Origin of the sequence: Marinobacterium stanieri (assembly GCF_900155945.1) — a bacterium.
Lineage (GTDB): Bacteria > Pseudomonadota > Gammaproteobacteria > Pseudomonadales > Balneatricaceae > Marinobacterium > Marinobacterium stanieri.
On record NZ_FTMN01000009.1, the window covers coordinates 1 to 26,934 of the forward strand.

Annotated in this window: 28 protein-coding genes; 8 read left to right on the top strand and 20 right to left on the bottom strand. The window is 56.6% G+C overall.

What is annotated here, in order from left to right; translation table 11 throughout:
- Positions 1-516: 516 nt before the first annotated feature.
- The 5 genes from BW956_RS17215 to BW956_RS17235 form a co-directional block, all read right to left on the bottom strand.
- Entirely contained in the window at positions 517-1,122 is a 606-nt protein-coding gene (locus BW956_RS17215) for a Yip1 family protein (RefSeq protein WP_010321589.1), read from the bottom strand.
- Between the two features lie 102 nt (positions 1,123-1,224).
- Positions 1,225-2,130, bottom strand: a complete 906-nt coding sequence (cyoE, locus tag BW956_RS17220) for a heme o synthase (RefSeq protein ID WP_076464702.1) — start codon at positions 2,128-2,130, stop codon at positions 1,225-1,227.
- Positions 2,108-3,112: a COX15/CtaA family protein gene (locus BW956_RS17225; protein WP_076464704.1), complete on the bottom strand. Its 1,005-nt coding sequence runs from the start codon at positions 3,110-3,112 to the stop codon at positions 2,108-2,110. The genes cyoE and BW956_RS17225 overlap by 23 nt, the downstream gene beginning before the upstream one ends.
- On the bottom strand, positions 3,112-3,555 hold the full coding sequence (locus tag BW956_RS17230) for a hypothetical protein (protein WP_076464706.1): 444 nt from the start codon (positions 3,553-3,555) through the stop codon (positions 3,112-3,114). The genes BW956_RS17225 and BW956_RS17230 overlap by 1 nt, the downstream gene beginning before the upstream one ends.
- A complete protein-coding gene (locus BW956_RS17235) occupies positions 3,548-4,285 on the bottom strand; it encodes an SURF1 family protein (RefSeq protein WP_076464709.1) in 738 nt (245 codons plus the stop codon). The genes BW956_RS17230 and BW956_RS17235 overlap by 8 nt, the downstream gene beginning before the upstream one ends.
- 11 nt (positions 4,286-4,296) lie before the next feature.
- On the opposite strand from BW956_RS17235, the gene BW956_RS17240 reads away from it, so the two are divergent.
- Positions 4,297-4,500, top strand: coding sequence for a DUF2909 domain-containing protein (locus BW956_RS17240; RefSeq protein WP_076464712.1), 204 nt, complete (start codon positions 4,297-4,299; stop codon positions 4,498-4,500).
- A 3-nt stretch (positions 4,501-4,503) separates the two neighbouring features.
- Here BW956_RS17240 and BW956_RS17245 read toward each other — a convergent pair whose 3' ends face one another.
- The 12 genes from BW956_RS17245 to ilvC all read right to left on the bottom strand — a co-directional run bounded on the left by BW956_RS17245 (position 4,504) and on the right by ilvC (position 15,054).
- Positions 4,504-5,388, bottom strand: a complete 885-nt coding sequence (locus tag BW956_RS17245) for a cytochrome c oxidase subunit 3 (RefSeq protein WP_010321595.1) — start codon at positions 5,386-5,388, stop codon at positions 4,504-4,506.
- Positions 5,385-5,948: a cytochrome c oxidase assembly protein gene (locus BW956_RS17250; RefSeq protein ID WP_076464714.1), complete on the bottom strand. Its 564-nt coding sequence runs from the start codon at positions 5,946-5,948 to the stop codon at positions 5,385-5,387. The genes BW956_RS17245 and BW956_RS17250 overlap by 4 nt, the downstream gene beginning before the upstream one ends.
- Positions 5,945-7,546: a cytochrome c oxidase subunit I gene (gene ctaD / locus BW956_RS17255; protein WP_010321597.1), complete on the bottom strand. Its 1,602-nt coding sequence runs from the start codon at positions 7,544-7,546 to the stop codon at positions 5,945-5,947. Before ctaD ends, BW956_RS17250 begins: the two co-directional genes overlap by 4 nt.
- A complete protein-coding gene (gene coxB, locus BW956_RS17260; RefSeq protein ID WP_217695148.1) occupies positions 7,543-8,688 on the bottom strand; it encodes a cytochrome c oxidase subunit II in 1,146 nt (381 codons plus the stop codon). Before coxB ends, ctaD begins: the two co-directional genes overlap by 4 nt.
- Positions 8,689-8,801: 113 nt before the next feature.
- Positions 8,802-9,005 (bottom strand): DUF2970 domain-containing protein, encoded by a 204-nt coding sequence (locus BW956_RS17265; protein WP_010321600.1) that lies wholly within the window; start codon positions 9,003-9,005, stop codon positions 8,802-8,804.
- 5 nt (positions 9,006-9,010) lie between these two features.
- A complete protein-coding gene (locus BW956_RS17270; RefSeq protein ID WP_076464717.1) occupies positions 9,011-9,619 on the bottom strand; it encodes a protein-methionine-sulfoxide reductase heme-binding subunit MsrQ in 609 nt (202 codons plus the stop codon).
- Positions 9,610-10,617, bottom strand: coding sequence for a protein-methionine-sulfoxide reductase catalytic subunit MsrP (msrP, locus tag BW956_RS17275; RefSeq protein ID WP_076464720.1), 1,008 nt, complete (start codon positions 10,615-10,617; stop codon positions 9,610-9,612). Before msrP ends, BW956_RS17270 begins: the two co-directional genes overlap by 10 nt.
- A gap of 109 nt (positions 10,618-10,726) precedes the next feature.
- Positions 10,727-11,503, bottom strand: a complete 777-nt coding sequence (pssA, locus tag BW956_RS17280; RefSeq protein ID WP_076464723.1) for a CDP-diacylglycerol--serine O-phosphatidyltransferase — start codon at positions 11,501-11,503, stop codon at positions 10,727-10,729.
- Between the two features lie 65 nt (positions 11,504-11,568).
- On the bottom strand, positions 11,569-12,153 hold the full coding sequence (locus BW956_RS17285; RefSeq protein WP_076464725.1) for a protoglobin domain-containing protein: 585 nt from the start codon (positions 12,151-12,153) through the stop codon (positions 11,569-11,571).
- Positions 12,154-12,292: 139 nt separating this feature from the next.
- Positions 12,293-12,865, bottom strand: a complete 573-nt coding sequence (locus BW956_RS17290; protein WP_076464728.1) for a protoglobin family protein — start codon at positions 12,863-12,865, stop codon at positions 12,293-12,295.
- 172 nt (positions 12,866-13,037) lie between these two features.
- On the bottom strand, positions 13,038-13,607 hold the full coding sequence (locus tag BW956_RS17295) for a protoglobin domain-containing protein (RefSeq protein WP_076464731.1): 570 nt from the start codon (positions 13,605-13,607) through the stop codon (positions 13,038-13,040).
- Positions 13,608-14,028: 421 nt separating this feature from the next.
- Positions 14,029-15,054, bottom strand: coding sequence for a ketol-acid reductoisomerase (gene ilvC / locus BW956_RS17300; protein WP_272941691.1), 1,026 nt, complete (start codon positions 15,052-15,054; stop codon positions 14,029-14,031).
- A 146-nt stretch (positions 15,055-15,200) separates the two neighbouring features.
- Between ilvC and ilvY the strand changes: the two genes are divergently transcribed.
- Together ilvY and BW956_RS17310 are read left to right on the top strand one after the other, a co-directional pair.
- Positions 15,201-16,097 carry an HTH-type transcriptional activator IlvY gene (gene ilvY, locus BW956_RS17305; RefSeq protein ID WP_010321618.1) on the top strand — a complete coding sequence of 299 codons (897 nt, stop codon included), beginning with the start codon at positions 15,201-15,203 and terminating at the stop codon, positions 16,095-16,097.
- Positions 16,094-17,914 carry an SLC13 family permease gene (locus BW956_RS17310; protein ID WP_076464734.1) on the top strand — a complete coding sequence of 607 codons (1,821 nt, stop codon included), beginning with the start codon at positions 16,094-16,096 and terminating at the stop codon, positions 17,912-17,914. The genes ilvY and BW956_RS17310 overlap by 4 nt, the downstream gene beginning before the upstream one ends.
- Positions 17,915-17,928: 14 nt before the next feature.
- On the opposite strand, the gene BW956_RS17315 is transcribed toward BW956_RS17310, so the two are convergent.
- The gene (locus tag BW956_RS17315) at positions 17,929-18,759 is read right to left on the bottom strand and encodes a dienelactone hydrolase family protein (RefSeq protein WP_076464737.1); all 831 of its coding nucleotides are present in this window, start codon (positions 18,757-18,759) and stop codon (positions 17,929-17,931) included.
- Between the two features lie 244 nt (positions 18,760-19,003).
- On the opposite strand from BW956_RS17315, the gene BW956_RS17320 reads away from it, so the two are divergent.
- The 5 genes from BW956_RS17320 to BW956_RS17340 all read left to right on the top strand — a co-directional run bounded on the left by BW956_RS17320 (position 19,004) and on the right by BW956_RS17340 (position 24,405).
- Complete coding sequence (locus BW956_RS17320; RefSeq protein ID WP_076464740.1) at positions 19,004-20,095, top strand: polyamine ABC transporter substrate-binding protein; 1,092 nt, start codon at positions 19,004-19,006, stop codon at positions 20,093-20,095.
- Between the two features lie 264 nt (positions 20,096-20,359).
- Positions 20,360-21,460: a polyamine ABC transporter substrate-binding protein gene (locus BW956_RS17325; RefSeq protein WP_076464743.1), complete on the top strand. Its 1,101-nt coding sequence runs from the start codon at positions 20,360-20,362 to the stop codon at positions 21,458-21,460.
- A gap of 91 nt (positions 21,461-21,551) precedes the next feature.
- The gene (locus BW956_RS17330) at positions 21,552-22,691 is read left to right on the top strand and encodes an ABC transporter ATP-binding protein (protein ID WP_010321623.1); all 1,140 of its coding nucleotides are present in this window, start codon (positions 21,552-21,554) and stop codon (positions 22,689-22,691) included.
- Positions 22,688-23,590 (top strand): ABC transporter permease subunit, encoded by a 903-nt coding sequence (locus tag BW956_RS17335; RefSeq protein WP_010321624.1) that lies wholly within the window; start codon positions 22,688-22,690, stop codon positions 23,588-23,590. The genes BW956_RS17330 and BW956_RS17335 overlap by 4 nt, the downstream gene beginning before the upstream one ends.
- Positions 23,587-24,405 carry an ABC transporter permease subunit gene (locus tag BW956_RS17340; RefSeq protein ID WP_010321625.1) on the top strand — a complete coding sequence of 273 codons (819 nt, stop codon included), beginning with the start codon at positions 23,587-23,589 and terminating at the stop codon, positions 24,403-24,405. The genes BW956_RS17335 and BW956_RS17340 overlap by 4 nt, the downstream gene beginning before the upstream one ends.
- Before the next feature lie 75 nt (positions 24,406-24,480).
- Here the strand turns inward: BW956_RS17340 and ilvN are convergent, their stop codons facing one another.
- Both ilvN and BW956_RS17350 read right to left on the bottom strand, forming a co-directional pair.
- Complete coding sequence (gene ilvN, locus BW956_RS17345) at positions 24,481-24,972, bottom strand: acetolactate synthase small subunit (RefSeq protein ID WP_010321626.1); 492 nt, start codon at positions 24,970-24,972, stop codon at positions 24,481-24,483.
- 2 nt (positions 24,973-24,974) lie between these two features.
- Positions 24,975-26,696 (bottom strand): acetolactate synthase 3 large subunit, encoded by a 1,722-nt coding sequence (locus BW956_RS17350; RefSeq protein WP_076465067.1) that lies wholly within the window; start codon positions 26,694-26,696, stop codon positions 24,975-24,977.
- Positions 26,697-26,934 lie beyond the last annotated feature (238 nt).

Sequence of the window (26,934 nt, forward strand, 5' to 3'; positions counted from 1 at the left end):
CTTGCCTTGATTAAGCTTTGTGTGCTCAATCCTGACAAGCGCCCACACATATTACCTGATCAATTTGTTAAAGAGCGGGCTTGAGCAACCTGCCGCGTGGCAGAACCTGTTGTCTCAAGCGAGGCGCGTATCTTACCGCATCCTCATTCGGTGTCAACCGTTTTTTTCGTTTTTTGTTTCAGTGCCGAAGCACTTAAACAACGAAGCGGTTAAAACCAAGGAGGCAAATTCTACATCAGAAATCTAAATGATTTCAAGAGCTTATCTCCTTCTCTCCTAAGCCGTTCAGTGTTCCGTGAACCCTGTCGTCTCAAGCGAGGAGGCGAATTCTACACACATAAGATGGGGCGTCAACTGTTTTGTGTAAAATAATTTCAAAAAGGTGAAACAGACTTACAGGGTGGTTAAAAAACCTGGATAGAAGTGCCCTCTTCGTACCCTTCTCTCTTCATACTCTCCTCATAACAACGGGCACCCACAAGGGTGCCCGTCTATTCATGTTAACCAGCAATCGCGTCAGGCACCGGTATAGCTCAGCGGCACTAAGGTGCTCCACAGAATGACGGTTGTAGCAATCAAGCCAACCAGTACACACAAACCAACGGTCAGGATGGAGGTTGAGAAGAAGAATGCACGGTCTTCAGGAATCTGCATGATCTCCGGTACACCGGTGTAAAGAAGATAGACGGTATAACTCAAAGCGATCATGCCCACGATCACGTTAAACCAGAGCATGGGGTAAAGACCGGCAAGGCCGGACAGGAAAAGAGGTGTTGCTGTAAAGGTCGTAAGCGCCAGGCACTCTTCATAGGTAACGTTGCCGCCGTAGGTCTTTTCCATCCAGTGGATCGACCAGGCAATGAACCCGACTGCTACCCACATGGCAACATAAAAGGCCAAAGCGGCTGGCAAGGCACTGGCAACACTCAATTGGACAAACTCGCCGCCCCCCAGGCTCCAGCCTATCTGTGTAGTACCAATAAAGAGTGATATGGCCGGAATTGCCGCAAGGACACTTATCTGGGCCAGAAAGATGTGCATTGCAGAATAGTGCTCATTTCGAATCGAGCGCCATTCCTGTTTTGGGTGATAGAACACACCCATCATGTGCTGCAGGAACATATTACTATCCTCCTTGCAGTCCGGACTCGCACCGGGCTACATGTTTATATTTATTTGGTCAGAGACCGAGTCCTTTCGTTGATTGTGTTTATCTCCGTTGGGTTATACGAACGCAGGCCAATAATGGTCTACAAGAAGTATGGCAAACAACACCATTATGTACACAATGCTGTAACGAAACATTTTCATCGGGATACTGGCGTCACTTGAGCGCTTTAGAATCAGTGCCCACTGCAGCAAACGCAGGTTAATCAGCGTCACACCCACCAGATACAACCAGCCACTCATCCCTGTCAAAAAGGGCAACAACGTCGCCAGAATGGTCAGCAGTGTGTACAGCAGTATTTGGGTGTGGGTATACGCCACCCCATGGGTGTTGGGCAGCATGGGCACACCTGCGCGGGCGTAGTCATCCCGTCGGGCTATACACAGCGCCCAGAAATGAGGGGGAGTCCAGGCGAAAATTATCAACATCAATAACAGCCCCTGGAAATCCACACTCCCTGTCACTGCCGTCCACCCCAGCAAAGGCGGTGCAGCCCCTGCAACACCGCCAATGACAATATTCTGAGGCGTGGCCCGTTTGAGAATTGCTGTATAGATACCGGCATATCCAATCAGTGATGCCAGTGTCAGCCATGCCGTGACTGCATTAACTGCCAGATTAAGCAGGGTGATCCCCAGGCATCCCAATACGGCAGCAAATATAAGGGCGTTTCGTTGGCTGACTCGTCCTTGAGGCAAGGGGCGACGGGCCGTTCTGGCCATGCGGCAATCGATACTGGCATCCAGTACGTGATTAACCGCAGCGGCAGAGGCAGCCGCCAGCCCTACCCCAAGTGACGTCAGGACAAGTAGCCAGACATCGGGAGCAGCAGACGTTGCCAGACAGAAACCAACCACCAGCGTAATCAGCATCACGGCTACAACCCGTAATTTGCAAAGCGCCAGATAATCCCGCCAGGATGTAGAGCCTGTTCGGCCGTCAGTGAGCGATAGCGTAGTCATGTTTCACCTCCTGATGCGCAACTCGAGCCTGCGCACTCAACTGCAATAAGGCGAGCAGTACGGCAACTGCACCGGCATGGTGGGCCACCGCCAGTCCCAGCGGCAACATCCAGATAACATTGGCAATACCCAGTAAGGCCTGGGTAATCAGTGCAAGCCAATACACCGACAATGTTGTTTTGAGCCTGCTGTTCTGCCACAGCTGCCGGGTAGCCAAAACTGATATCAGTATGAGCAGCACTGCCCCGCCCCGGTGAGTGACTTGAATGGCTGCTCGAGCATCCGCGGGCAATAAGCCGCCCTCATAGTTGGGCCCCACCGCCATGACCGGATTCAGGCCACTGGAAAAGTCGTAGCCGGGATGATCACTCTGATGACAATAGAGCCAGTCGCTGCATGCCCAGCCTGCGTAGTTGGTACTGGTCCAGCCACCCAGCGCCAGCTGCAGGAACAATGCAGCCAGCATGATTCTTACCCAGGGATGGGGGGCTGTCGCTACCTTCTCGCCAGCCACTACTCGCTTCAGCCTTTGTCGCAGTACAACCAGCAACGACAGGGTTGTCAGCCCACCCAGAAGATGCAGCGTCACAATGATCGGCAGCAGCTGCAGCGTAACCGTCCACATGCCAAAAATGCCTTGGGCAATCACCAGCACCAGCAACCCCAACGACAGACTGACCGGGTACCCGTGTTCACGTCTGTTCTTTATCGCCAGGGTTGCCAACACCAGCACCAATAGTCCCAGCAGGCCTGCTGCATAGCGGTGAATCATTTCGATCCAGCCCTTGCGCAAATCAATGAGAGCATCGGGGTGCGCGACGGCCAGCTCGGCGTGATCATCAGGTAACACCCAGGTGCCATAACAACCGGGCCAGTCCGGACACCCCAGCCCTGCATCATTGAGCCTTGTCCAACCACCCAGCAAGACAACGATCAGCGCAAGGCCGATGGCAAGATTGACGATTCGCATAGAAACTTTCATCAGCCCAACCTCGATGCTTTCAACAGGCGCTTCATATCACCCAGCAAGGCCTTGCCCTCAAAACTCAGTGGATGGCGCAAGACCAGATTGCCCAAGGGGTCGATCACCCAGATACCCGCGCCGATTTCCAGCTCTTTTGCCGGCATCACTCGCACACGATCCGACTCACGTCCCAGTGCATCATGTACACGCTTCAAAACCTCCAGCTCTTCTTCGCAGACAGAGTCACAGATGCCTTGAGGAACCAGCAGCAAGGACCAGTGCCCCGTATGCTGCTCAGGGTCACCGCCCCATTGCACCAGAGGCAATGCGGGATCAACCAGCTCACCCTTGTTTACCCGTCCATCAGGAATACCGATGCCCGTTACCCACATCAGGATCGCCAGGATTACCGGCACCAGCGCCACCAGCCAAATGGACCAAAACACACTGCGGTTAGACATCAGCTGCTCTCCCTCTGCGTTCTTTCAGACCGGCCCATACCAGCCAGATAATCAGCGCCAGCGCCAGCCCGAACCACTGTACGGCGTAGCCGGTGTGGCGCTGGGGCGGGATACCGGTATAGATGTGTGCACGTGGCATAATCGAATCACTGACGGCCGTTTTCAGATGCAGCACCAAGGGTTCAACCGACAGTGCCAAGGAGCTGCGAATCTGTTCCATATCCAGTGACTGGATGCGCCTTGGCCATCCCTCTTCAAACTGGGTCCCGGTCAGCGTTAGCGACTCCAGTGGCCGCGACAGAACGGCTTCAGCCAATAGCCACTGCCGCTTAAGGTTGATCTCAGGCAGCTCATCCCGCCGTGGCGGGGCGGCCACCCACCCCAGACTGCCCAGCCAGAATGGCCCCTCATCGACACGTACCGGAATAACGACCTCATACCCCGCCTTGCCTTCATGGGTTCGGTTATCCAGCAGGAACACCTTGAGTGGCATTAGCTCCAGATCAAAACGCACCGGGACCCAGTCACTGGCTTCAAGTCGCTGCAATGCCACTTCAGGGGTAGTCGCCGGAGACTGCTCCAGTTGTTCCAGCCAAACCTGTTTTTGCTCAGCTCGCTGCAACTGCCAACTGCCCAGTGCCAGCAGCAAAGGAACACCCAGAAGCCAAAGCCCGAGGCGCAGCCATTTGAATCGGCGCCGGCTATCCGCTTTACTGACCTTGTCAGTCAAGGAGACCTCCCATGCTGCGCATTCTGATTCTGGTACTGTTTATTGCGATTGTGATCGCCCTGTTCAGCAGTCTTTGGTCGCTGCTGAGATATCCCGCCGGTGACGGCCGCACCGCCAACCGGCTGCTTTGGCGTGTCATGCTCAGCGCGCTACTGATTTTGCTGCTGATTTATGGTTTCAACACCGGTCAACTGCACTCTCATGCTCCCTGGTAGTGGCTAGAGGACATAGACAAACAGGAACAGGCCAATCCAGACCACATCTACAAAGTGCCAATACCAGGCAACTGCTTCAAAACCGAAATGCTGACGGGAGTCGAAATGCCCCAGCACGACACGCCCGAGGATGATGATCAGCATCAGCGTTCCCAGGGTCACATGCAGACCATGAAACCCGGTCAGAATAAAGAAGGTGGCGCCATATATACCGGCTTCCAGAGTCAGGCCCAGATCATGGTAGGCCTCGACATATTCGTAGATCTGAAAGCCCAGAAAGATCAGCCCCAGCACAATGGTCAGGAACATCCAGCGGCGCACCTGCATCAACTCATCTTTCAGCAGGGCCTTGTGGGCAAATGTCAGGGTGAAACTGGAGGTAATCAGCAGACAGGTATTTAGCAGTGGAATATGCCAGGGGCTGATGACGGCATCAGGTCCGGGAAAGCGTTCGGCATCCGGCGGGTTGAACAAGGGCCACTGGGCGGTGAATTCGGGCCAGAGCATCTGGCTCACACCCTTGTCCCCTTCCCCGCCCAGCCAAGGTACGGCCAATACGCGTACGTAGAACAGGGCTCCGAAAAAGGCCGCGAAGAACATGACTTCGGAAAAGATGAACCAGCTCATTCCCCAACGGAAGGACCGGTCCATCTGCGAGGAATAGAGCCCGCCCCGGCTTTCACGGATAACATTGCCGAACCATCCCACCAGAATCAGCCCCATCATCAAGGCTCCGGCCAGCAACAGCGCCAGCCCCAGACCACCTCCGCCGTCCGCACTGAGGGCGTTCATCAAGGTCCCCGCACCGAAGGCCAGCAGGAACAACGCAATTGACGCCAGAATCGGCCAGCGACTCTGTTCGGGTACGTAATAGGTTGAGCTGCTCATAAGCGTTGCTCCTTATTGGTCTGATCGGCTGCACTCACCTCGGGCGATATATCGAACAGGGTGTAGGACAGCGTCAGCGAGCGGATATGCTCGGGCAGTTTCTTGTCAATCACGAACAGCAACGGCATTTCGACCGATTCACCGGCCATCAACGGCTGCTGCTCGAAACAGAAACAGTTCACCTTGTGCAGGTACTCGGCGGCTTCAGCCGGGGCGACTGAGGGCACCGCCTGGGCCACCATTCGACGACCCGTGGGGTTAGTTGCCATAAAAGCGGTCTGCTTCATTTCACCGGGGTTCACTCTAAGCACCCCATCCTTTGGACTGAACTCCCAGGGCATGCCTTCGTTATGAACGGCGATCAATCGTACTTTCACCGAGCGACTGGTATCCGCAGGGGCCACGGCCACCGGCCCGGTATTGGTGATTTTCCCGTTCAGTCCGGTCACTTTACAGAACACGTCATACAGGGGCACCATGGCGAAACCGAAGCCAAACATCAGTACCGCTCCCATCACCAGGCGGCGCACCAGTCGACGATTGGCCTCTTGAGTGCTCATCGCAGTGACTCCGGCAGTTTGGGCGGCTCACTAAAGGTATGGTACGGCGCCGGTGAAGGCACTTCCCACTCCAGCCCTTCCGCACCCTCCCAGGCACGCGCTTCAGCCTTGCGACCACCCCGAACACAGGCAATCACATTCCACAGGAATACCAGCTGCGAGAGACCGAAAATGAATGCCCCTACAGTCGCCACCATATTGAAGTCGGCAAATTGCAGCGCATAGTCCGGTATGCGACGCGGCATGCCGGCCAGGCCGATGAAATGCATGGGGAAAAAGGTGATGTTGACGCCAATGAAGCTGAGCCAGAAATGCAGCTTGCCCATGCGCTCATCCAGCATGTGCCCGGTCCACTTGGGCAACCAGTAATAGGCCCCGGCCATGATGGAGAACACCGCGCCCGGCACCAGCACATAGTGGAAGTGTGCCACCACGAAGTAGGTATCGTGATACTGGAAGTCCACCGGCGCGATGGCGAGCATCAGGCCCGAGAAGCCGCCAATGGTGAAAAGCACCACAAAAGCCAGGGCAAACAGCATCGGTGTTTCAAAGGTCATGGAGCCGCGGAACATGGTCGCTACCCAGTTGAACACCTTCACCCCGGTGGGCACAGCGATCAGCATGGTGGCAAACATGAAGAACAGCTCACCGGCCAAGGGAATGCCAACGGTGAACATGTGGTGCGCCCAGACCAGGAATGACAGGATCGCAATGGATGCCGTCGCATACACCATAGAGGCATAACCGAACAGGCGCTTGCGGGCAAAGGTGGGGATGATCTGACTGATAATGCCGAACGCCGGCAGAATCATGATGTACACCTCAGGGTGACCAAAGAACCAGAACACATGCTGGAACAGCACCGGGTCACCACCGCCACCGGCATCAAAAAAGCTGGTTCCGAAGTGGATATCCATCAGCATCATGGTCACCACCCCTGCCAGCACAGGCATAACAGCAATCAGCAAAAATGCCGTGATCAGCCAGGTCCAGCAGAACAGGGGCAGTTTCATCATGGTCATGCCCGGCGCACGCAGGTTGAGGATGGTCGCGATAATGTTGATCGCCCCCATGATCGAGCTGATGCCCATCATGTGGATAGCAAAAATAAAGTAGGTCACGCTGGGCGGCGCATAAGTAGTCGACAGAGGCGCATAGAACGTCCAGCCGAAGTTGGGTGCCCCGCCGTCCATGAACAGGGTGGAGATCAACATGGCGAAGGCAAACGGCAGAATCCAGAAGCTCCAGTTGTTCATCCTTGGCAAAGCCATATCCGGTGCGCCAATCATCATAGGCACCATCCAGTTGGCCAGACCCACAAAAGCCGGCATCACGGCACCGAACACCATGATCAGGCCATGCATGGTGGTCATCTGGTTAAAAAAGCCCGGTTCAACCAGCTGCAGCCCCGGCTGAAACAGCTCGGCGCGGATCATCAACGCCATGCAGCCGCCAATGAAGAACATCAGCAGACTGAACCAGAGGTACATGGAACCGATGTCTTTATGGTTGGTCGTGAACAACCAGCGGCCCAGGCCCTTGGCTGGCCCATGATGGGCATGCGTGTCCTGCTCCAGAGTCGTATCCAGCGTGCTCATTGCTCAGCCTCCCCTGTTGACGGCTCCAGCAGCCGTGCGATCTGGGCCGGCGATACGGCCTCGCCCAAACTATTGCCCCAGGCATTACGCTCGTAGGTAATCACGGCCGCCAGCTCGGTGGCGCTGAGCTGATCGCGGAAGGCCTGCATGGCCGTACCACTTTTGCCGTTGAGGACAATGTCGATGTGCGCAGCCACATCGCCCATCGCAATCGGGCTGCCCTTCAGCGCCGGGAAGGCACCGGGTACACCCTCACCGTTGGGCAGATGGCAGGCAGCACAGGCGCGGACATACACTTGCTCGCCCTGCTGCATCAGTTCATCCAGCGTCCAGGTCCGCTCGGCAGCGGCGGCTTCAGCCTGTTTCTCCGCTTGAGCCTGCGCCAGCCATTGCTGGAACTCGTCCTTGCTGACTGCCTCAACGACCACCGGCATGAAGCCATGATCCTTGCCGCACAGCTCGGCACACTGGCCACGGTAAATCCCCGGCTCATTGATCACCGCCCAGGCTTCATTGATGAACCCCGGTATGGCGTCTTTTTTCACTGCCAATGCCGGCACCCACCAGCTGTGGATAACATCATTGGAGGTGAGCAGGAAACGGATTTTGGTATCGACCGGCAGCACCAGGTGACGATCGACTTCCAGCAGGTAGTGCTCCTGCTTATCGGCTTCGTTGCTGATCTGTTCACGGGGGGTCGACAGGTTACTGAAGAAGTTCAGGTCCTGATCAAGGTAGTCATAGCGCCACTTCCACTGGTAGCCGGTGATTTGCACGTCCAGCTCGGCTTCATCGGTGTCGTACATTTCCACCAGCGTCGCTGTGGCTGGCACCGCCATGGCGACAAGAATCAGGATCGGGATGACCGTCCAGATCACTTCAACCAGCGTGTTTTCATGAAAGTGGTGTGCTTGAGCACCGCGTGATTTGCGGTGATGAAAGATGGACCAGAACATGACACCGAACACCACCAGGGCGATGGCAACGCAGATCCAGAAGATCGTCATGTGCAGGTCGAAAACCGAACTGCTTATATCCGTTACGCCAGGCGTCAGATTGACTTCCCACTCTGCGGACACAGCCCCCGAGTACAGCGCCAATGCTAACCCTGAAACGATGGTTTTTATTATTGTCCTTCCCATCCTCAGGCCTCCCCGTGTTAACCCCGAGGAAGGCTCATCGTGCTCCCTCACAGGTGATCCGGTTAAGTCGAGTATAGCAGGGGATCTGAAAGCGCAAGTTTGATTGCAGGCTATCAGGCACCTGCCAGACTTAACGCCCAGCGCACCAGCAGAATCACCACAATGACGAACAGGGCCGCCATCAGCAGCCCCGTGAGGATGTAATGCAGAGGCCGGCCTGTGCGAAAATCGCGCTGCCGGTTGCGTTCGGATTGAACACCGAGAAAACTGGCCAGCACACTCATCAGTGTCTGCCAGAATGTGGGTTTATCGGACATGATACTCACCTCATCTTGAGGTATAGGCGATACCCCAGCAGGAACGCCAGTATCAAGGCATAAATCAGTACTTCCAGATAACCGGCTCGGATCAGCCATGCGAAATGCAAAAGCACCAGCAGGGAGATCGGATATACCAGCCAATGCAGCTTTTTCCAGCGTTTGCCCAGCCGTTTCTGCCAGCCCTGCGTTGAGGTTGTCCCCAGCGGCAGCAGCAGAAGCCAGGCGATAAAGCCAACGATGATATAGGGCCGTTCGGTCAACTCTCGCAGTAACAAGTCAGGCCGCCATCCCAGGATGAAGGTAGCGACCGCCAGCAGATGCAGGCTGGCATAAAACAGTGCATAAAGCCCCAGCATGCGCCGATATCGCTGCAACCAGTTAACACCCAGCAACCGTCTGGCCGGTGTCACCGCCAAGGTTATCCACAGATATCTGAGCGCCCATATACCCAGAAAGGTCACCACCACCTGAGCAGGATCCGGCCCCAACTGCTGCTGAACCGCCTGCCAGCTGATCCAGCCCAGCGGTATAAGGCTGCCAAAAAACAACAGTGACCAGAAACACCAGCGCCCAACCGGATGACGATGGAGCGCCGCGATACTTAATACCATTTGCGCAGATCCATGCCCTTGTACAAATGAGCCACCTGATCGGCGTAACCGTTAAACGGTTGCGTATCGATGATATTGGGACTGAACAGGGACGACGGCAGGCGGCGTTCAGTCGATTGGCTCCAGCGCGGGTGATCCACCGCCGGGTTCACATTGGCATAAAAACCGTATTCCTGAGGTGCCGTGCGATTCCAGCTGGTCGGTGGCATCTCTTCACTGAGGTGAATACGAACAATCGACTTGATGCTCTTGAAGCCATATTTCCAGGGCACTACCAGACGCAGGGGTGCACCGTTCTGAGGAGGCAGAGCGTCACCATAGACGCCGACCGCCAGCAACGTCAGCGGGTGCATGGCTTCATCCATGCGCAGTCCCTCGACATAGGGCCAGTCGATGGTGCCAAAGCGCGAACGCTGTCCCGGCATCTGCTGAGGGTCTTCCAGGGTGGTGAACGCCACATAGCGCGCATTTCCCTTGGGGTCGAAGCGCTTCAACAGGTCTGCCAGCGGAAACCCCACCCAGGGGATAACCATCGACCAGGCTTCCACGCAGCGCAGGCGATAGATTCGCTCTTCCAGGTCTACGCCTTTGAGAATATCTTCCAGCTGATAGGTGCCCGGCTTATGTACTTCGCCACTGATTTCCACACTCCAGGGGTCTGTTTTCAAACCCTGAGCACGGGCCTTGGGGTCCTCCTTGCCGAGGCCAAATTCGTAAAAGTTGTTATAGCCCGTGACATGCTCGTAGGGGGTGAGCTTTTCAGCTGTGGAAAACTCGCCGGACTTGCCTGCAGCCCGGAGCTTCTGTTGTAACCAGTCCGGTCCCGGGTAGCGCTGCTGCTCATCATCCAATGCATAACGGGCCAGGGCCGACGCCTGTCCACTCATAAGCATCGCACTGCCTGCGGCCAGCCCCTTGATGAACTGGCGACGCTGCCGGTAAATCGACTCCGGAGTAATTTCGGATGCGCGAACATCCCTGGGTTTACCTATCAACATGACTGCCCCCTGCTTGCTGACTCTGTGAAAGTTTAGATTCCTACTGAGCCTCAGGTTCCCCCACAGCAAGGAGCAGACACAAAAAAGCAGGCCTGAGCCTGCTTTCGAATCAACCGCGATGACGCATTTTGCGCCAGCTCCACAGCAGTGGCCCCGAGGCCGTATACAACAGGAACAAAAGCCAGAGTGAAACTGACGTACTGATGGAGATAACACCTACCGCCAGCACAATCAGCGCCAGAATCCAGAACGGCACCTTGCCGCGGAAATCCACATCCTTGAAGCTGTAGTACAGTGTATTGCTAACCATCAGAATGCCGCAAACGGCGACAAACCCTGCAATCAGGACTTCCAGGCCCGCCACTGACAACTGGAATTCGTCGCATACCCATACAAGCCCTGCAACCGTAGCTGCAGCAGCAGGGCTGGGCAGGCCAATAAAGTAACGCTTGTCCACCGAACCTATCTGGGTGTTGAAACGCGCAAGCCTCAATGCTCCCCCTGCCGCGTAGACAAAGGCTGCAAAGAATCCCAGCTTGCCCAGGTCACCCAACGCCCAGCTGTATGCCAGCAGCGCCGGCGCAACACCGAAAGATACCATATCGGCGAGTGAGTCGTACTCGGCACCAAATTCACTCTGTGTATTGGTCATACGGGCAACACGGCCATCCAGACCATCCAGCAGCATGGCCACAAAGATGGCGATGGCAGCGGCCTCGAACTGGCCATTCATGCCAGCCACGACAGCATAAAAGCCGGAGAAAAGTGCGCCGGTGGTGAACAGGTTGGGCAACAAGTAAACCCCGCGTCGCCGGCGTCCCCCGGTCGCACCTGCGTCGCTCGATTCGGATGAAACGGCTTCAGGCTCCTGCGGTTGGTCGGTCATGTCATACCCCTCTGTCTAAACACTGATGGTGCATTCTACTCGACCAAAGCAGCCTAGCCCAAACATCAGGCCGCTGCGTCGTCCTTGGTATCACCGTAAGCAGATGCCAGGTTATTGAACAGTGCACGGCTGATACCGGTAATGGCCATGAATTTATCCAGTTCCTGCGCCAGCAGTGAGCTCTGGTAGGACTCCTGCATCACGATCAGGCAAAAGCCGGTAACGGCATTTACGGCTTTCATCATCTGGCCCAGCTTGACGGCATCGTCGGAGTAAACATGGGTGAGGATAGGCACCAGGTGCTTTTTGATCAGCAAGGTACCGCTGGACATGAACTCCACCGGCAGTTTGACCTGCACGTGAACCTCACCAACGCGGTGCATGCGGGCAGCGAAATGCTCGTCATAAGGGCCACTGAAGACACTCTCCAGCCAGGCAAGGTGAGTGGCTTTCAGCGCATCAACACGGCCTTCGAGAAAGGGCGCAGCAGCGGGGATCTGCTGCAGCTCAGCGTAGAACTGTTCGGTCACCTTGGGCAGATGGGGCAAAAGCTTGTGGCCATCAGTCAACAGCAACTGCTCATCTTCAGCATCAAAACCGGAACAGACTTTACTGCGCTGGCAAAGGGCGACGAAATCTACCTGGCTCATGGGGGCATCCTTGATCATAAAAGTGTCATGCAGCCATGATAAAGGCCTGCAAAAGCCGCCATTTTCGCATGGGTTTTAGAAACATCAAGGATTTCTAATAATTCTGCCTGTTGGCCGCCCTTAAAGCGGCCAATCTGTTTTACTCTGCCGACACACCATTTTTCTCGCGATAGGCCGCGGCCAGGTTGGCATAGAGTGCTTCACTGATACCGGTGACTTCCATGAAGCGTTCCAGCTCATGTTCACGATAGGAGGTTTGCATGATAATCAGACAGTAAGTTGTGACACCATTTACTGCTCGCATGACTTGCGAGAGTTTGGCGGTATCATCCTGATAGGACTGTGCCAGTACCGGCATCAGGTGCTTACCAATCAGCCCGATGCCACTGGCCATGAATTTTTCCGGCAATCGAACCTGCACATGCACAACACCCACCTGGTGCATATAGGCTGCGAAGTCTTCGTTGTAGGGGCCGGTGAATATTTTTTCCAGCCATTTCCGATGGGTCGCCTTGAGCGCATCCAGACGCCCATCGAGAAAGGGCTTGGCTTCTTCGATCTGCATCAACTCGGCGTAGAACGCCTCGGTGACCTGATCCAGGTGTGGCACCAGCTCGGCACACACCGCATTAAGAAGTGTTTCATCATCCTGTTCAAAACCGGCAAACAGCTTTGCCTGCTGGTTCAGTTCAGTAAAGTCGATTGCTCGCATCCTGCGTTTCCCAATTATTACTTTTCCGCCTGGCGGGTATGTAGCCGATATTAGACAAAGGCACTCACCAATACTTTGATCACCAGCAGGCTTGTACTAAGCCCAGTCGTCTGCCGCGCCATGTAAACCGACTTCTACTGTAGGTACGTGTACTTCAGGTCACTTTTAATTATTAAGCTGCCTGCCCCCGTGCACTGCGATAGGCAGCTGACAAATTGTTGTACAGCACTCGGCTGATACCGGTGACTTCCATGAAGCGTTCCAGCTCATGGCCACGGTAGGATTCCAGCATAATCAACAAACAATAGCTGGTCGCCGCGTTCAAGGCTTTCAGCAAGGCACCGATGCGCAAGGCATCACCGGGATACATTTCCGGCAGCAAGGGAATCAGATGCTTGTTGATCAGGCCGATACCGCTGGTCATGAATTTTTCCGGCAGCTTCACTTGCACGTGCACAACACCAACCTGATGCATATAGGCCGCAAAGTCAGCGTCATAAGGGCCGTGAAAGATTTTACGCAGCCAGGCAGCGTGGGTGGTTTTCAGCGCGTCGATACGACCTTCCAGGAAAGGAACGGCTTCAGGAATCGTTTGTAGCTCGGTGTAGAACGCATCGGTTATGCGCTCCAGGTGGGGTTCCAGTCGCGCAGCTTCGGCAACCAGCAGCGCTTCGTCTTCGGCTTCAAAGCCGGCATAGGCTTTCGCCTGTTCACTCAGAGCAGAAAAGTCAATTTCACTCATTGTATGCATCCTTGACTTGAGACAGTACGCAACTGCATCCGGTCAGCTTTAAGCCGATACGCACTGTCAGATGTTATTTTTATTAGTCATCTGATAGTTAGCGCGTTCAAAACCGAATGCAACCCGACAAATTCAGGTCCACGACCTGGATCAATAAATAGCTCTTGTGGGTGTTCAACTTTGGCAGCCCCTAGCCTACCCAAAGTAAGTACCCCCTTTGAGCCTCAGGTAAAACCATGCAGACAACATGCCATAACCCTGCGCGGAGTATGGAATTAAAATATTACGGGAAAATGTCAGATCTGCGACACTTCAAACGGAATGAAATGCACTCTTTTGATGCAGACCGCACACAAAACGGGCATAAAAAAGCCCCGCAGGCTTGCACCGGCAGGGCTTACTGAATCAGGTTAAAACCGGATCAGTTCTTTTCCTTGTCGACCAGCTTGTTAGCTGCGATCCACGGCATCATCGCACGCAGTTTTTCACCGGTCTGTTCGATCGGGTGAGCAGCGTTGTTGCGACGACGGGCCGTCATGGACGGGTAGTTGGTCTGGCCTTCAGAGATGAACATCTTGGCGTATTCACCGTCCTGGATGCGCTTCAGAGCGTTACGCATGGCTTCACGAGACTGCTCGTTGATCACCTCAGGGCCGGTTACGTACTCGCCGTATTCAGCGTTGTTGGAGATGGAGTAGTTCATGTTCGCGATGCCGCCTTCGTACATCAGGTCGACAATCAGCTTCAGCTCGTGCAGACACTCGAAGTAAGCCATTTCCGGAGCGTAGCCCGCTTCGGTCAGGGTTTCGAAGCCCATTTTAACCAGCTCAACAGCACCACCACACAGAACAGCCTGCTCACCGAACAGGTCGGTTTCAGTCTCGTCCTTGAAGGTCGTTTCGATGATACCTGAACGGCCACCACCAACGCCCATGGCGTAGGACAGAGCAACTTCTTTAGCATTGCCGGAAACGTCACGGAAGATCGCGATCAGGTCAGGGATACCGCCGCCTTTTACGAACTCGGAACGTACAGTGTGGCCCGGTGCTTTCGGTGCAACCATGATTACATCCAGATCAGCGCGCGGCTCAACCTGGTTGTAGTGGATGGAGAAACCGTGAGCGAATGCCAGGGTAGCGCCCTGCTTGATGTTCGGCTCGATCTCGGACTTGTACAGCTGGCCCTGAAATTCGTCCGGAGTCAGGATCATAACCAGGTCAGCAGATGCAACAGCGTCAGCTACGTCAGCAACTTTCAGACCATGCGCTTCAGCTTTGGCACGGGAAGAAGAACCGGCACGCAGACCAACAGTAACGTCTACACCGGAGTCTTTCAGGTTGCACGCGTGCGCGTGGCCCTGAGAACCGTAACCGATGATGGAAACTTTCTTGCCCTGGATGATGGAAAGATCACAGTCTTTATCGTAGTAAACCTGCATGGTTCTGATCCTTTGACTTAAATTGAATGATTCGGGTGCTGTTGTCGCAGCAGCCCTTGGCCGCAGTGACTATAGCAATGGTGGCTAGATTAAGGGATCAATCTTGTTGCGTAAAATGATATATTTGCAATACAACATTGCATAAAGTGAAATACATGGATACCCGCGCCCTTCGCCTCTTTCTCAATCTGACCGAGACCCTGCACTTCGGCCGCAGCAGTGAGGCTTGCCATGTCAGCCCATCGACGCTGAGCCGCGCCATCAAGCAGCTGGAAGATGATCTGGGCGTCGCACTGTTCCTGCGTGACAATCGCAGTGTGCAGCTGACCGCCGAGGGTACCCGTTTTGCCCAGTATGCCCGTGACGCATTACAGCAATGGGAACAGGTACGTAATTCACTGCTGGAAAGTGCCGATGAGCTGCACGGCGAGATCAGCGTCTATTGCTCGGTTACGGCCAGTTACAGCTTTCTGTACTCACTGCTGAGCCGCTTCCGCAAACTCTACCCGCGCGTGGAAATCAAACTGCATACCGGCGACCCTGAGCATGCGGTAGCACGGGTGCAAAGCGGCCGTGAAGAGATATCCATCGCTGCACGCCCCGGCCAACTCCCGTCCGGTATCGCGTTTCGACCAATGGACCGCACGCCTCTGCTGTTTATCGCGCCGGTGCATATGGAATTCAGCGAAGCCGACTGGCGAAGGCGGCCGATGATCCTGCCCGAGAGCGGGGTTTCCCGCGAGCGGATCAACCAGTGGTTTGCCAACCAGCAGATCCAGCCGGATATCTATGCCCAGGTAACAGGTAATGAAGCCATCGTCAGCATGGTCAGCCTGGGCTTTGGCATCGGTGTGGTGCCCCAGATCGTGCTGGATAACAGCCCCCTGTCGGATCGCGTTGAAGTCTTGGCCACGGAACCGGCACTGGAACCTTACGAAATCGGTTTGTTTGCCCAGGAGCGCAAGCTGCGTTCCCCTATTATTAACGCCTTCTGGTCACTGTTGGACCCGGACGCTTCAAGCCCTGTTGCCCTCGGAGAGGAGCCCTCATGACAACGGACATGTTGACTGTTTTCGTTCTGCTCGGCATCACCATTGTGCTATTCCTGAGCGATCGCATCCGTATGGATCTGGTCGCGCTGCTGGTCGTCGTCAGCCTGGCACTCAGCGGTATCATCACGCCGGCAGAGGCCGTATCCGGCTTCGGTGAGCCCGTGGTCGTCATGATTGCGGCGCTGTTCGTGGTCGGCGAAGGCCTGCTGCGAACCGGCATTGCCAGCGCCACCGGCAGCTGGCTACTGAAAGTCGGCGGTGACAGTGAAACCCGGCTGCTGCTGTTCCTGCTGCCGGTGGTGGCGCTGCTGTCAGCCTTTATGAGTTCAACCGGTGCGGTCGCCCTGCTGTTGCCTGTAGTGATGAGCCTGTCACGGCGCTCAGGATTTGCGCCCCCGCGGTTACTGATGCCACTGGCCTTCGCCGCCCTGATCGGCGGCATGCTGACCCTGATCGGTACCCCGCCCAACCTGATTGTCAGTGGCCAGATGCGCAGTTCCGGACTGGAGCCCTTTGGCTTCTTTGACTTTACCCCGATCGGGTTCGCCATTCTGGTGGTGGGAATGGCCTATCTGATACTGGTTGCGCGACGCTTATTGCCGCAGCATCAGGCCACTGCCAGTGAACAGGAAAGTCCGGGGCTGCGCACCCTTTATACCCGCTACGACCTGTCGCGCCAGCTGCATAAACTGGAAGTGCGCCCCGGCAGCCCCTTGGCACAGAAGACACCTGCAGAAGCGGCGCTGAGATCCGAATATGAAGTTACCGTGATCGCCATAGCGCGCAGCGGCGGCTGGCTACCCAGCCTGATTCCGGTCCTGGCCAACACCCGCATGCGTTACCGTGACCAGATGCTGGTATACGCGGATGACGCCCAGATTGAACGCCTCTGTACGGAGCAGTCTTTGATCTGTCTGGATTGCCCCGCCAGCGAGATTGCTCGCCTGGAAAAAAATGCCGGTCTGGCCGAAGTATTGGTGCCGCCGGAATCCAAGCTCTGTGGCAAAACGGTAAAACAGGTTCGCTTGCGTGAGCGCCTGGGTTTGAGCGTGATCGGTATCCGCCGCAATCAGGAGCTGATCGACCTGCACTTTGCCAGCACTGAACTGGAAGCGGGCGACACGCTGCTGCTGGCCGGCAGCTGGGAGCAGATTCGCAACCTGAACCGCAGCCGCGACCTGGTAGTACTGAATACGCCGCCGGAACTGGAGGAAGTCCCCACCCACGGCAGCCGTGCGCCCGTCGCACTGGGCATTCTGGGTGCCATGCTGGTCTGCATGACCAGCGGCTGGCTGGACAACCTCAGCGCCATTTTGCTGGCGGCTTTGGCGATGATCCTGAGCGGCTGCGTCAACCTAACCGAAGCCTATCGCTCACTCAACGCCACCAGCCTGATTCTCATTGCCGGCATGCTCCCCATGGCCCTGGCGATGGAGCGCAGCGGCGCGCTGGATTACCTGGTGCAACACCTGGTCAACCTGATCGGGGACAGCAGTCCGCTGATGCTCTGCGCCAGCCTGTTCCTGGTAACCTCGGTGCTCAGCCAGTTCATCTCCAATACCGCGACGACCGTGCTCGTAGCACCGGTGGCGCTAAGCACAGCCCAGCTTCTAGGCGTAAACCCCGAGCCGGTGATGATATCGGTGGCCATAGCGGCCTCAACCGCCTTTGCCACGCCCATCGCCTCACCGGTGAATACACTGGTGCTCACAGCGGGCAACTACCGATTCGCCGATTTTGCCCGCGTAGGTATCCCCCTGCAGCTATTGGCACTGGCACTGACGCTGGTACTGACGCCGCTGCTGTTTCCCTTCTAAACCGGTTACCGGGATCAGCCGCTCAAGTGCTGATACAGGAATGACAGGGAGCGCGACCACGCCAGGGCCGCGTTCTCTTCGTCATAGCGCGCTCCGGTCGGGTTGGCGAAGGCATGATCGGCCACATACCAGTGCACCCTGAGGTCGGTTTTGCCTGCAGCCGCCATGGCACGCTCGAAACTGCCCACCATTGCTTCATCGATGCTCTTGTCCAAAGTACCAAAGTGGCCCAGTACCGGACTCTTCAGCGCGGCCAGCTGTTCTGGCGTACGACGCACATTGCCGTAATAAATGATGGTGGCATCCACCGGGACCGCCAGGGACGCATCCAGTGACCAGCCACCGCCAAAGCACCAGCCCAGGGTGCCGACCTTGCCGGTGCAGCGTTCATGATTTCGCAGCCAACCAATCCAGCCCACCATCGTTTCGGTTGCCACCCCTTCATTCACCCCGTTTTTCAGCGCCATGGCTTCGTCACGGGTGGTGCCCACGCCACCGCCGTAGAGGTCGACGGCCAGCGCGATGAAGCCCTGTTCAGCCAGATCGGCGGCCACAGCCTTGATTTGGTCATTCAGCCCCCACCACTCATGAATCAAAACCACCGCCGGGAAAGGGCCCTCGCCCTTGGGCATCGCCAGGTGCGCACCGACTTGGGCGCCACCGCTAAGTGTGCGCTGTACCGCCTGGGTTCTATCACCGGCCGCCTGTGCCAGCAGCGGGTCGGCCAGCACGACGGCCAGCGGCAAACTGAGCATGCCCTTGAGGAACTGACGCCGCTGCTCAGAGCTGGCCTTGGGCAAAGGGCGTGTATCCGTAGACGTGTTACAGCTTTTCAGGTCACACATGTCGCACATCCTCACTGACTGGGTTCACAACACTATAGACCAAAGGGTACGCCATTAGCCGGGGAATGGAGCTTTCCGCCGCAGTGCAAAAAAGTTCTTCTATACTGTGCCAAAAGGCTTTTTTTTGAGCCTTTTTTGTTTCATATTTCGCGGTTTAACCGTCTGCCGTGTTCGCGGCTGCTTTCGCTCGGGAGAGAGAACCCTGCTCCCACCACTCACCCTGCATTGCCGGAGACCTGTGGCGATGAAAAAACTGTTCCAAACCCTGCTGCCCTCTCTGCTCCTGACCGGCGCCACCGCCAGTGCCGCACAAGAGCTGCACATCTATAACTGGTCCGACTATATCGCCGAAGACACCATTGAGAACTTCGAGAAGGCAACCGGTATCGATGTGGTCTACGACGTCTACGATGCCAACGAAGTCATGGAAGCCAAACTCCTGGCCGGCCGCAGTGGTTATGATCTGATTTTCCCCACCGCCCGCCCCTTTGCCGAGCGTCACATCAAGGCCGACCTGTACCAGCCACTGGACAAGAGCCAGCTGGAAGGCCTGGATAACCTGGACCCGGTGATCATGAAATCCCTGGCCAGCATCGATGCGGAAAATGCACACCTGGTGCCTTACATGTGGGGTTCCAGCGGCATCGGCTACAACGTCGAGAAAGTACGGGAAGTGCTGGGTGATGACATGCCCAAGGATACCTGGCGCCTGCTGTTCGACCCGGAAATCGTCGCCAAACTGGCCAGCTGTGGTGTAACCCTGATGGACGACCCCACCGAAGTGCTGGTTGCGGCCAACATCTACCGTGGCGCTGACGCCGATGACTTCAGCAAGGCAGGCATTGCCGGCGCCAGCGAAACCGTCGCCGCCGTGCGCCCCCACATTCGCTATTTCCACAGCTCCCAGTACATCAATGACCTTGCCAACGGCGATATCTGTGTGGCCCACGGCTACTCCGGTGATGTACTCCAGGCCCGTGACCGTGCTGCCGAAGCCGGCAACGGTGTCGAAATTGCCTATGCCGTTCCGTCTGAAGGCGCGCTGGTGTGGACCGATGTGATGGCGATCCCCGCTGATGCCCCCAACCCGGGCCCGGCGCACGCCTTCATCAACTACCTGCTGAAGCCGGACGTGATTGCACCGATCACCGACTACGTGGCATACGCCAACGCCAACCGTGCCGCCACCGAACTGGTGGATGAAGAGATCCGCAATGACCCGGGTATCTACCCGCCGGCCAACACCCAGGCCAAGCTGCGGGAAACCCCAACGCCTTCAGAGCGTGAAATTCGCGCCCTGAACCGCAGCTGGACTCGTGTTAAAACCGGTCAGTAACAGTCTCGGGTTGCCAACACTGCCCCTGCTATCGGGGGCAGTGTATGGATCGCGATTCAGGGTACTGGCAAGCGTGCATTCCGCGCCTGCAAACCCACCGCAAAGTCGCGTGAAAAAGTTTATTTGGCGGTGCAAAAAATACTTTTTTTTGACGGTTTTTTGCTCCATATTCTCGCTTTGTACTGCACCTGCTGCATTCGCAGCCGCATCTCTTGGGGCCGTCCCGTCCCCAACCATCCACAGCGTTGCCGGAGATCCTTGGCGATGAAAAAAGTTTCTAGCGGATTCAAATACTTATTCCCTTCCCTGCTGCTGACGACTGCCACACTCAGCAACGCTGAAGAGCTGCACGTATATAACTGGTCGGATTACATTGCCGAAGACACCGTCGCACAGTTCGAGCAGGAGACCGGCATCAAGGTTATCTACGATGTCTATGACTCCAACGAAGTGCTGGAAGCCAAGCTATTGGCAGGCCGCAGTGGTTATGATTTGGCCTTTCCTACGGCGCGCCCCTTTGCCGACCGCCATATCACGGCCGGTCTGTACCAGCCACTGAACAAGGACAAGCTGAGCAATCTGGACAATATTGACCCGGTGATTCTGCAATCACTGGCCGATATCGATGCCGGCAACCAGCACCTGGTGCCTTATATGTGGGGCACCACCGGTATTGGCTACAACGTGAAAAAGGTACGCGAAATTCTCGGTGATGAGATGCCTCTGGATACCTGGCGCCTGGTGTTTGATCCCAAGATTGTCGCCAAGCTGGAAGGCTGTGGTGTCAGCCTGATGGACGACGCCACCGAAGTATTCATCGCGGCCAGCGCCTACCGGGGGCAGGACACTGCTGACTTCAGCAAGGCAGCCATCGAAGCGGCTGCCAATACGGTGCAGGCTGTGCGTCCGTACATTCGCTACTTCCACAGCTCGCAGTACATCAATGACCTGGCCAACGGCGATCTCTGTGTGGCGCACGGCTACTCCGGCGACGTACTGCAGGCACGTGACCGTGCCTCTGAAGCCGGCAATGGTGTCGAAGTGGCCTATGCAGTCCCGTCCGAGGGCGCGGTTGTCTGGACCGATGTAATGGTCATTCCCAAGGATGCCCCTAACCCGGATGCGGCACATCGCTTCATCAATTACCTGATGCAGCCTGAAGTCATCGCGCCAATTACCAACTATGTCGCCTATGCCAACGCTAATGCAGCGGCGACCGACCTGGTCGACGAAGAGATTCGTATGGACCCGGGAATTTACCCGCCGGCACAAACACGGGAAAAGCTCATCGTGATCAAAACACCCGCTGAGCGCCAGCTTCGCGACATGAATCGAAGCTGGACCCGAGTCAAAACCGGCCAATAAGCCCTTAAACCGAAACACCTTGCCCCTGACTTCAGGGGCATATTTTTTGGCAGGTCGCAGCGGCGGCCTGTGATGGGAGAAACACGCTACGATGAATCGCGTACGTCAGTTCAAGCCCGAAGAACCCTGGCAGGCCCCTGAAGAGGAGCCCATTGTCCGCATTGAGAACGTCACCAAACGGTTTGGCGCCTTTTATGCTGTCGACGATATCAGCCTGCATATCCACCAGGGAGAGTTCTTTTCGCTCCTGGGCTCTTCGGGCTGTGGTAAAACCACCCTGCTGCGCATGCTGGCCGGCTTTGAAACCCCGACCAGTGGCCAGATCTTCATTGATGGCCAGGATGTGACCAACATCCCGCCCTATGAGCGACCGGTCAACATGATGTTCCAGTCCTACGCCCTGTTTCCGCATATGAATGTGGCCGACAACATCGCCTTCGGTCTCAAGCAGGAAGGCATGGCCAAGTCCGAACGTCAGGACCGGGTTGCCGAACTGCTGTCACTGGTCCAGATCGAACAACTGGCCAAGCGCAAACCGCATCAGCTGTCCGGCGGCCAGCGCCAGCGTGTGGCACTGGCACGTTCACTGGCCAAGCATCCGAAAATCCTGCTGCTGGATGAGCCTCTGGGCGCTCTGGATAAAAAGCTGCGCGAGCAGACCCAGTTTGAGCTGGTCAATATTCAGGAGCGCCTGGGCATTACCTTCGTGGTCGTGACCCACGATCAGGAAGAAGCGATGACCATGTCATCACGCATTGCGCTGATGCACGAGGGCCGCATCGAACAGGTCGACCCGCCGCGCCGCCTGTATGAATTCCCGTCCACGCGCTATGCCGCCAGCTTCATTGGCTCGGTCAACCTGTTTGACGGCTATGTGGTGCAGCAGGATGACGACCAGGTACTGGTCCAGTGCGACGAGGCGGACAGCCTGCTGCAGGTACGTCACAGTCAGCCCCTGGTCCCCGGTATGGCCGTGACCCTGGCGTTGCGCCCGGAGAAAGTCCGGGTATTGAAAGACTTTGATGAAGAGGCCCCCAACCAGCTGCGCGGCCAGATCAAGGAGATCGCCTACCTGGGCGATGTCTCCATCTACCATGTGCAGCTGCCGGGCGGAAAATGGGTGCAGTTTACCCAGCCCAACGTACAGGCGCTGGCCGAACAGCCGCTGACCTGGGATGAAGAGGTGACACTGGGCTGGTCTGCCAACAGCTGCGGGGTACTGACTGAATGAAGCTGAAACCCGGACTGCCGCCGGCACGTAACCTGATCATCGCCGTTCCCTGGTTCTGGCTGGCCCTGTTCTTCCTGCTGCCGTTCCTGTTCGTGCTCAAGATCAGCCTGTCCGAACCGACACTGGCACAGCCGCCCTACATGGACCTGATTCGTGAAATCGAGGACGGCTTTGTCACGCTGGTGATCAACTTCAGCAACTACCAGCTTCTGCTGGAGGATTCGCTTTACCTGAGTGCCCTTTGGGGCTCGCTCAAGGTGGCCGGCATCTCCACACTGTTCTGCCTGCTGATCGGCTATCCCATGGCCTATGCCATTGCCCGTTCACCGGTACACTGGCGCCTGCCTCTGCTGATGCTGATTATCCTGCCGTTCTGGACCTCGTTCCTGATCCGCATCTACGCCTGGATCGGCATTCTCAAGACCAACGGCCTGCTCAACAATCTGCTGATGGGCATGGGGCTGATCGACAGTCCACTGGAGATCATGCATACCCCGATCGCGGTCTACATAGGCGTGGTCTACAACTACCTGCCGTTTGTGGTGTTGCCGCTGTACGCCACCCTGATCCGGCTCGACCTGACCCTGCTGGAAGCCGCTGCTGACCTGGGCTGCCGCCCGTGGAAGCAGTTCCTGCTGATTACCCTGCCGCTGTCGATGCCGGGCGTATTGGCCGGCTCCATGCTGGTATTTATCCCGGTAATGGGCGAGTTCGTTATCCCAGACCTGCTGGGCGGACCGAATACGCTGATGCTGGGCAAACTGATGTGGACCGAGTTCTTCAGCAACAAGGACTGGCCACTGGCCTCTTCACTGGCCGCATTGCTGCTGGTCGCGCTGATACTGCCCTTTGTGCTGCTGCGCCACTTTGAGCGCCGTGCCGAGGAGGCCAGCACATGAAGCGACGTATGCCTCTGCTGATCAGCATCCTGCTGTTCGGTTATGCCTTTCTCTACATTCCAATTGCCAGCCTGATCGTCTACTCGTTCAACGAGAGCCGGCTGGTGACGGTCTGGAGTGGTTTCAGTACCAAGTGGTATGGCGAGTTGCTGCAGAACGACCAGCTGCTCGGTGCCGCCTGGCTCAGTGTGCAGATCGCCGCACTCACCGCCAGCCTGTCGGTCGTGCTGGGCACGCTGGCGGCCCTGGCGCTGGTACGATTCCGTCGCTTTCGCGGCCGCGGTTCGCTGGAAGTGATGGTCACGGCGCCACTGGTGATGCCGGAGGTGATCATCGGCCTGTCACTGCTGCTGTTGTTTGTCGCCATGGAAACTGTCATTGGCTGGCCAGCGGGACGTGGCATGAACACCATCGTCATCGCCCATACCACCTTCGCCATGGCCTATGTGGCAGTCGTGGTGCAGAGCCGGCTGGCACACATGGATCTGTCGCTGGAAGAAGCGGCACTGGATCTGGGCGCACGCCCGCTGAAGGTGTTCTTCACCATCACCCTGCCGATCATTGCACCGGCACTGGTGGCCGGCTGGCTACTGGCGTTTACCCTGTCGCTGGATGACCTGGTCGTCGCCAGTTTCGTGTCCGGCCCCGGCGCGACGACCCTGCCAATGGTGGTGTACTCCAGCGTGCGTCTTGGGGTCAGCCCCGAGATCAATGCGCTGGCAACCATTATCGTGGGACTGGTCAGTGTCGCCGTGTTGATTGCCGGCTTTATCCTATGGCGTCAGGAAAAGCGCAACAGCATGGACAGCAACTGACCCGAACAACAGGCAACAAAAAACCGCTGGCCGTTTACACGGGCAGCGGTTTTTTTGTGACTAAAATGTGATGCCTTAGAGGCTCAGCACTTTCTCGCCACGTGCGATACCACACACACCGGAGCGCACCACTTCCAGAATGGAAGCGCTGCCCAGCGCACTGATGAAGGCATCCAGCTTGTCGGATGCGCCTACCAGCTGCACGGTGTAAGTCGTCGGGGTCACGTCGATGATCTGACCACGGAAGATATCGCAGGTACGCTTGATCTCCGCACGCATCTGGCCACTGGCCTTCAGCTTGATCATCATCACTTCACGCTCGATGTGCTCGCCTTCTGAGAGGTCGACCACTTTCACCACGTCAATCAGCTTGTTCAGCTGCTTGGTGATCTGCTCGACGACACGGTCATTACCGATGGTGGTGACGGTCAGACGGGACAGGGTCGCGTCTTCGGTCGGTGCCACGGTGAGTGACTCGATGTTGTAGTTACGCTGGGAGAACAGACCTACCACGCGTGACAACGCACCCGGTTCGTTCTCCATCAGGACGGATATGATATGGCGCATGCTCAGGTCCTCTCTGTCTTGCTCAGCCACATGTCACGCATGGACCCACGGGGTACCTGCATCGGATATACGTGCTCGAACGGGTCGACCGCGATATCCATGAACACCAGGCGATCCTTGAGTGCGAAGGCTTCACGCATGGCGCCTTCCAGGTCGGAATACTTGTCGACCTTCATGCCCACATGGCCGTAGGACTCAACCAGCTTGACGAAGTCCGGCAGGGACTTCATGTAGGACTGAGAGTGACGGGACTCGTAGTTCATGTCCTGCCACTGACGTACCATGCCCAGCGACTGGTTGTTGAGACAGAGAATCTTCACCGGCAGATCGTACTGATTACAGGTGGAGAGTTCCTGAATGTTCATCTGGATGCTGCCTTCACCGGTCACACAAGCGACGTCGTCATCCGGGAAGTTCATCTTCACACCCATGGCGGCCGGCAGACCAAAGCCCATGGTGCCCAGACCACCGGAATTGATCCAGCGGTTCGGCTTGTTGAACTTGTAGTACTGCGCCGCGAACATCTGGTGCTGACCTACGTCCGACGTTACGAACGCATCGCCGTTGGTGACCTTGCTCAGCATCTCGATAACCTGCTGAGGTTTCATCAGCTCGGAGTCATCGGTGCGGAAACGGCCGCCATGGCGCTGACGCCATTCGTCGATCTGCTGCCACCAGGCATGAAGTGCATCCGCATCCGGCTGCTTCTTGCTGCCTTTGACCAGCTGGATCATCTCTTCCAGTACCACCTTGGCCGGGCCCACGATGGGGATATCCGCCTGAATGGTCTTGGAGATGGACGCCGGATCGATATCGATGTGCACGACCTTGGCCGTAGGACAGAACTTGTCACAGGCGTTGGTCACACGGTCATCAAAACGCGCACCCACTGCCAGAATCAGATCCGCGTGGTGCATCGCCATGTTGGCTTCGTAGCTGCCGTGCATGCCCAGCATGCCGATGAACTGACGATCCGTACCCGGGAAACCACCCAGACCCATCAGGGTATTGGTGACCGGGAAGTTGAGCAGACGTGACAGCTCAGTCAGCTCGGTGCTGGCATCACCCATGATGACGCCGCCACCGGTGTAGATAACCGGACGCTTGGCGTTCAGCAGCAGGTCGGTGGCCTTCTTGATCTGACCGGTATGACCGCGGGTGATCGGCGTATAGGAACGCATTTTCACCTGCTTCGGATATTCATACGGATAACGCTCGGTCGGCGTGGTCATGTCCTTGGGAACATCGATCACGACCGGACCCGGACGACCGCTCTCGGCGATATGGAACGCCTTGCGTACGATCGACGGGATATCCTCTGGACGCTGCACACTGAAGTTGTGCTTCACCACCGGGCGAGAGATGCCCAGCATGTCAGTTTCCTGGAACGCATCTTCACCAATCAGGTGACTCATGACCTGACCGGTAATCACCACCATCGGGATGGAGTCCATAAATGCAGTCGCGATGCCGGTTACGGCATTGGTTGCACCCGGGCCGGATGTCACCAGCGCGACGCCGGCCTTGCCGGTAGCACGCGCATAAGCATCCGCCATGTGAGTTGCAGCTTGCTCATGGCGCACCAGAACGTGCTGTACATCTTCCTGCTGGAACAGAGCGTCGTATACATGTAGCAACGAGCCGCCCGGATAGCCGTAGATGTACTTAACACCCTCGTCTCGGAGGGCGCGTACCACCATTTCTGCGCCTGAAAGTAATTCCACTGTTGTACCCTCTATCAGCATCGGCACCCTGCCGATGACTTACAGTTTCAGCGTTTCTGCAACGATGAACACGGCCTTCCGCGGTCTGATGTTGTCGCTACCACGGTTCCTGCAAAACGCGGGATTCTGTTTACTGGCACGTGTTCGGGTGCTGGCCAGGCGAGGATCTTCTTACCTGACAGACCTGTCTGAGACTTAAGCCGGGTAGCGCTTAAAACCACCCGCGGTCTCGGGATTT

Excerpts from the sequence above, each read along its gene's own strand:
- BW956_RS17215 (WP_010321589.1), bottom strand. The coding sequence starts at position 1,122 with ATGTTCCTGCAGCACATGATGGGTGTGTTCTATCACCCAAAACAGGAA.
- cyoE (WP_076464702.1), bottom strand. The coding sequence starts at position 2,130 with ATGACTACGCTATCGCTCACTGACGGCCGAACAGGCTCTACATCCTGG.
- BW956_RS17225 (WP_076464704.1), bottom strand. The coding sequence starts at position 3,112 with ATGAAAGTTTCTATGCGAATCGTCAATCTTGCCATCGGCCTTGCGCTG.
- BW956_RS17230 (WP_076464706.1), bottom strand. The coding sequence starts at position 3,555 with ATGTCTAACCGCAGTGTGTTTTGGTCCATTTGGCTGGTGGCGCTGGTG.
- BW956_RS17240 (WP_076464712.1), top strand. The coding sequence starts at position 4,297 with ATGCTGCGCATTCTGATTCTGGTACTGTTTATTGCGATTGTGATCGCC.
- BW956_RS17245 (WP_010321595.1), bottom strand. The coding sequence starts at position 5,388 with ATGAGCAGCTCAACCTATTACGTACCCGAACAGAGTCGCTGGCCGATT.
- BW956_RS17250 (WP_076464714.1), bottom strand. The coding sequence starts at position 5,948 with ATGAGCACTCAAGAGGCCAATCGTCGACTGGTGCGCCGCCTGGTGATG.
- ctaD (WP_010321597.1), bottom strand. The coding sequence starts at position 7,546 with ATGAGCACGCTGGATACGACTCTGGAGCAGGACACGCATGCCCATCAT.
- coxB (WP_217695148.1), bottom strand. The coding sequence starts at position 8,688 with ATGGGAAGGACAATAATAAAAACCATCGTTTCAGGGTTAGCATTGGCG.
- BW956_RS17265 (WP_010321600.1), bottom strand. The coding sequence starts at position 9,005 with ATGTCCGATAAACCCACATTCTGGCAGACACTGATGAGTGTGCTGGCC.
- BW956_RS17270 (WP_076464717.1), bottom strand. The coding sequence starts at position 9,619 with ATGGTATTAAGTATCGCGGCGCTCCATCGTCATCCGGTTGGGCGCTGG.
- msrP (WP_076464720.1), bottom strand. The coding sequence starts at position 10,617 with ATGTTGATAGGTAAACCCAGGGATGTTCGCGCATCCGAAATTACTCCG.
- pssA (WP_076464723.1), bottom strand. The coding sequence starts at position 11,503 with ATGACCGACCAACCGCAGGAGCCTGAAGCCGTTTCATCCGAATCGAGC.
- BW956_RS17285 (WP_076464725.1), bottom strand. The coding sequence starts at position 12,153 with ATGAGCCAGGTAGATTTCGTCGCCCTTTGCCAGCGCAGTAAAGTCTGT.
- BW956_RS17290 (WP_076464728.1), bottom strand. The coding sequence starts at position 12,865 with ATGCGAGCAATCGACTTTACTGAACTGAACCAGCAGGCAAAGCTGTTT.
- BW956_RS17295 (WP_076464731.1), bottom strand. The coding sequence starts at position 13,607 with ATGAGTGAAATTGACTTTTCTGCTCTGAGTGAACAGGCGAAAGCCTAT.
- ilvY (WP_010321618.1), top strand. The coding sequence starts at position 15,201 with ATGGATACCCGCGCCCTTCGCCTCTTTCTCAATCTGACCGAGACCCTG.
- BW956_RS17310 (WP_076464734.1), top strand. The coding sequence starts at position 16,094 with ATGACAACGGACATGTTGACTGTTTTCGTTCTGCTCGGCATCACCATT.
- BW956_RS17315 (WP_076464737.1), bottom strand. The coding sequence starts at position 18,759 with ATGTGTGACCTGAAAAGCTGTAACACGTCTACGGATACACGCCCTTTG.
- BW956_RS17320 (WP_076464740.1), top strand. The coding sequence starts at position 19,004 with ATGAAAAAACTGTTCCAAACCCTGCTGCCCTCTCTGCTCCTGACCGGC.
- BW956_RS17325 (WP_076464743.1), top strand. The coding sequence starts at position 20,360 with ATGAAAAAAGTTTCTAGCGGATTCAAATACTTATTCCCTTCCCTGCTG.
- BW956_RS17330 (WP_010321623.1), top strand. The coding sequence starts at position 21,552 with ATGAATCGCGTACGTCAGTTCAAGCCCGAAGAACCCTGGCAGGCCCCT.
- BW956_RS17335 (WP_010321624.1), top strand. The coding sequence starts at position 22,688 with ATGAAGCTGAAACCCGGACTGCCGCCGGCACGTAACCTGATCATCGCC.
- BW956_RS17340 (WP_010321625.1), top strand. The coding sequence starts at position 23,587 with ATGAAGCGACGTATGCCTCTGCTGATCAGCATCCTGCTGTTCGGTTAT.
- ilvN (WP_010321626.1), bottom strand. The coding sequence starts at position 24,972 with ATGCGCCATATCATATCCGTCCTGATGGAGAACGAACCGGGTGCGTTG.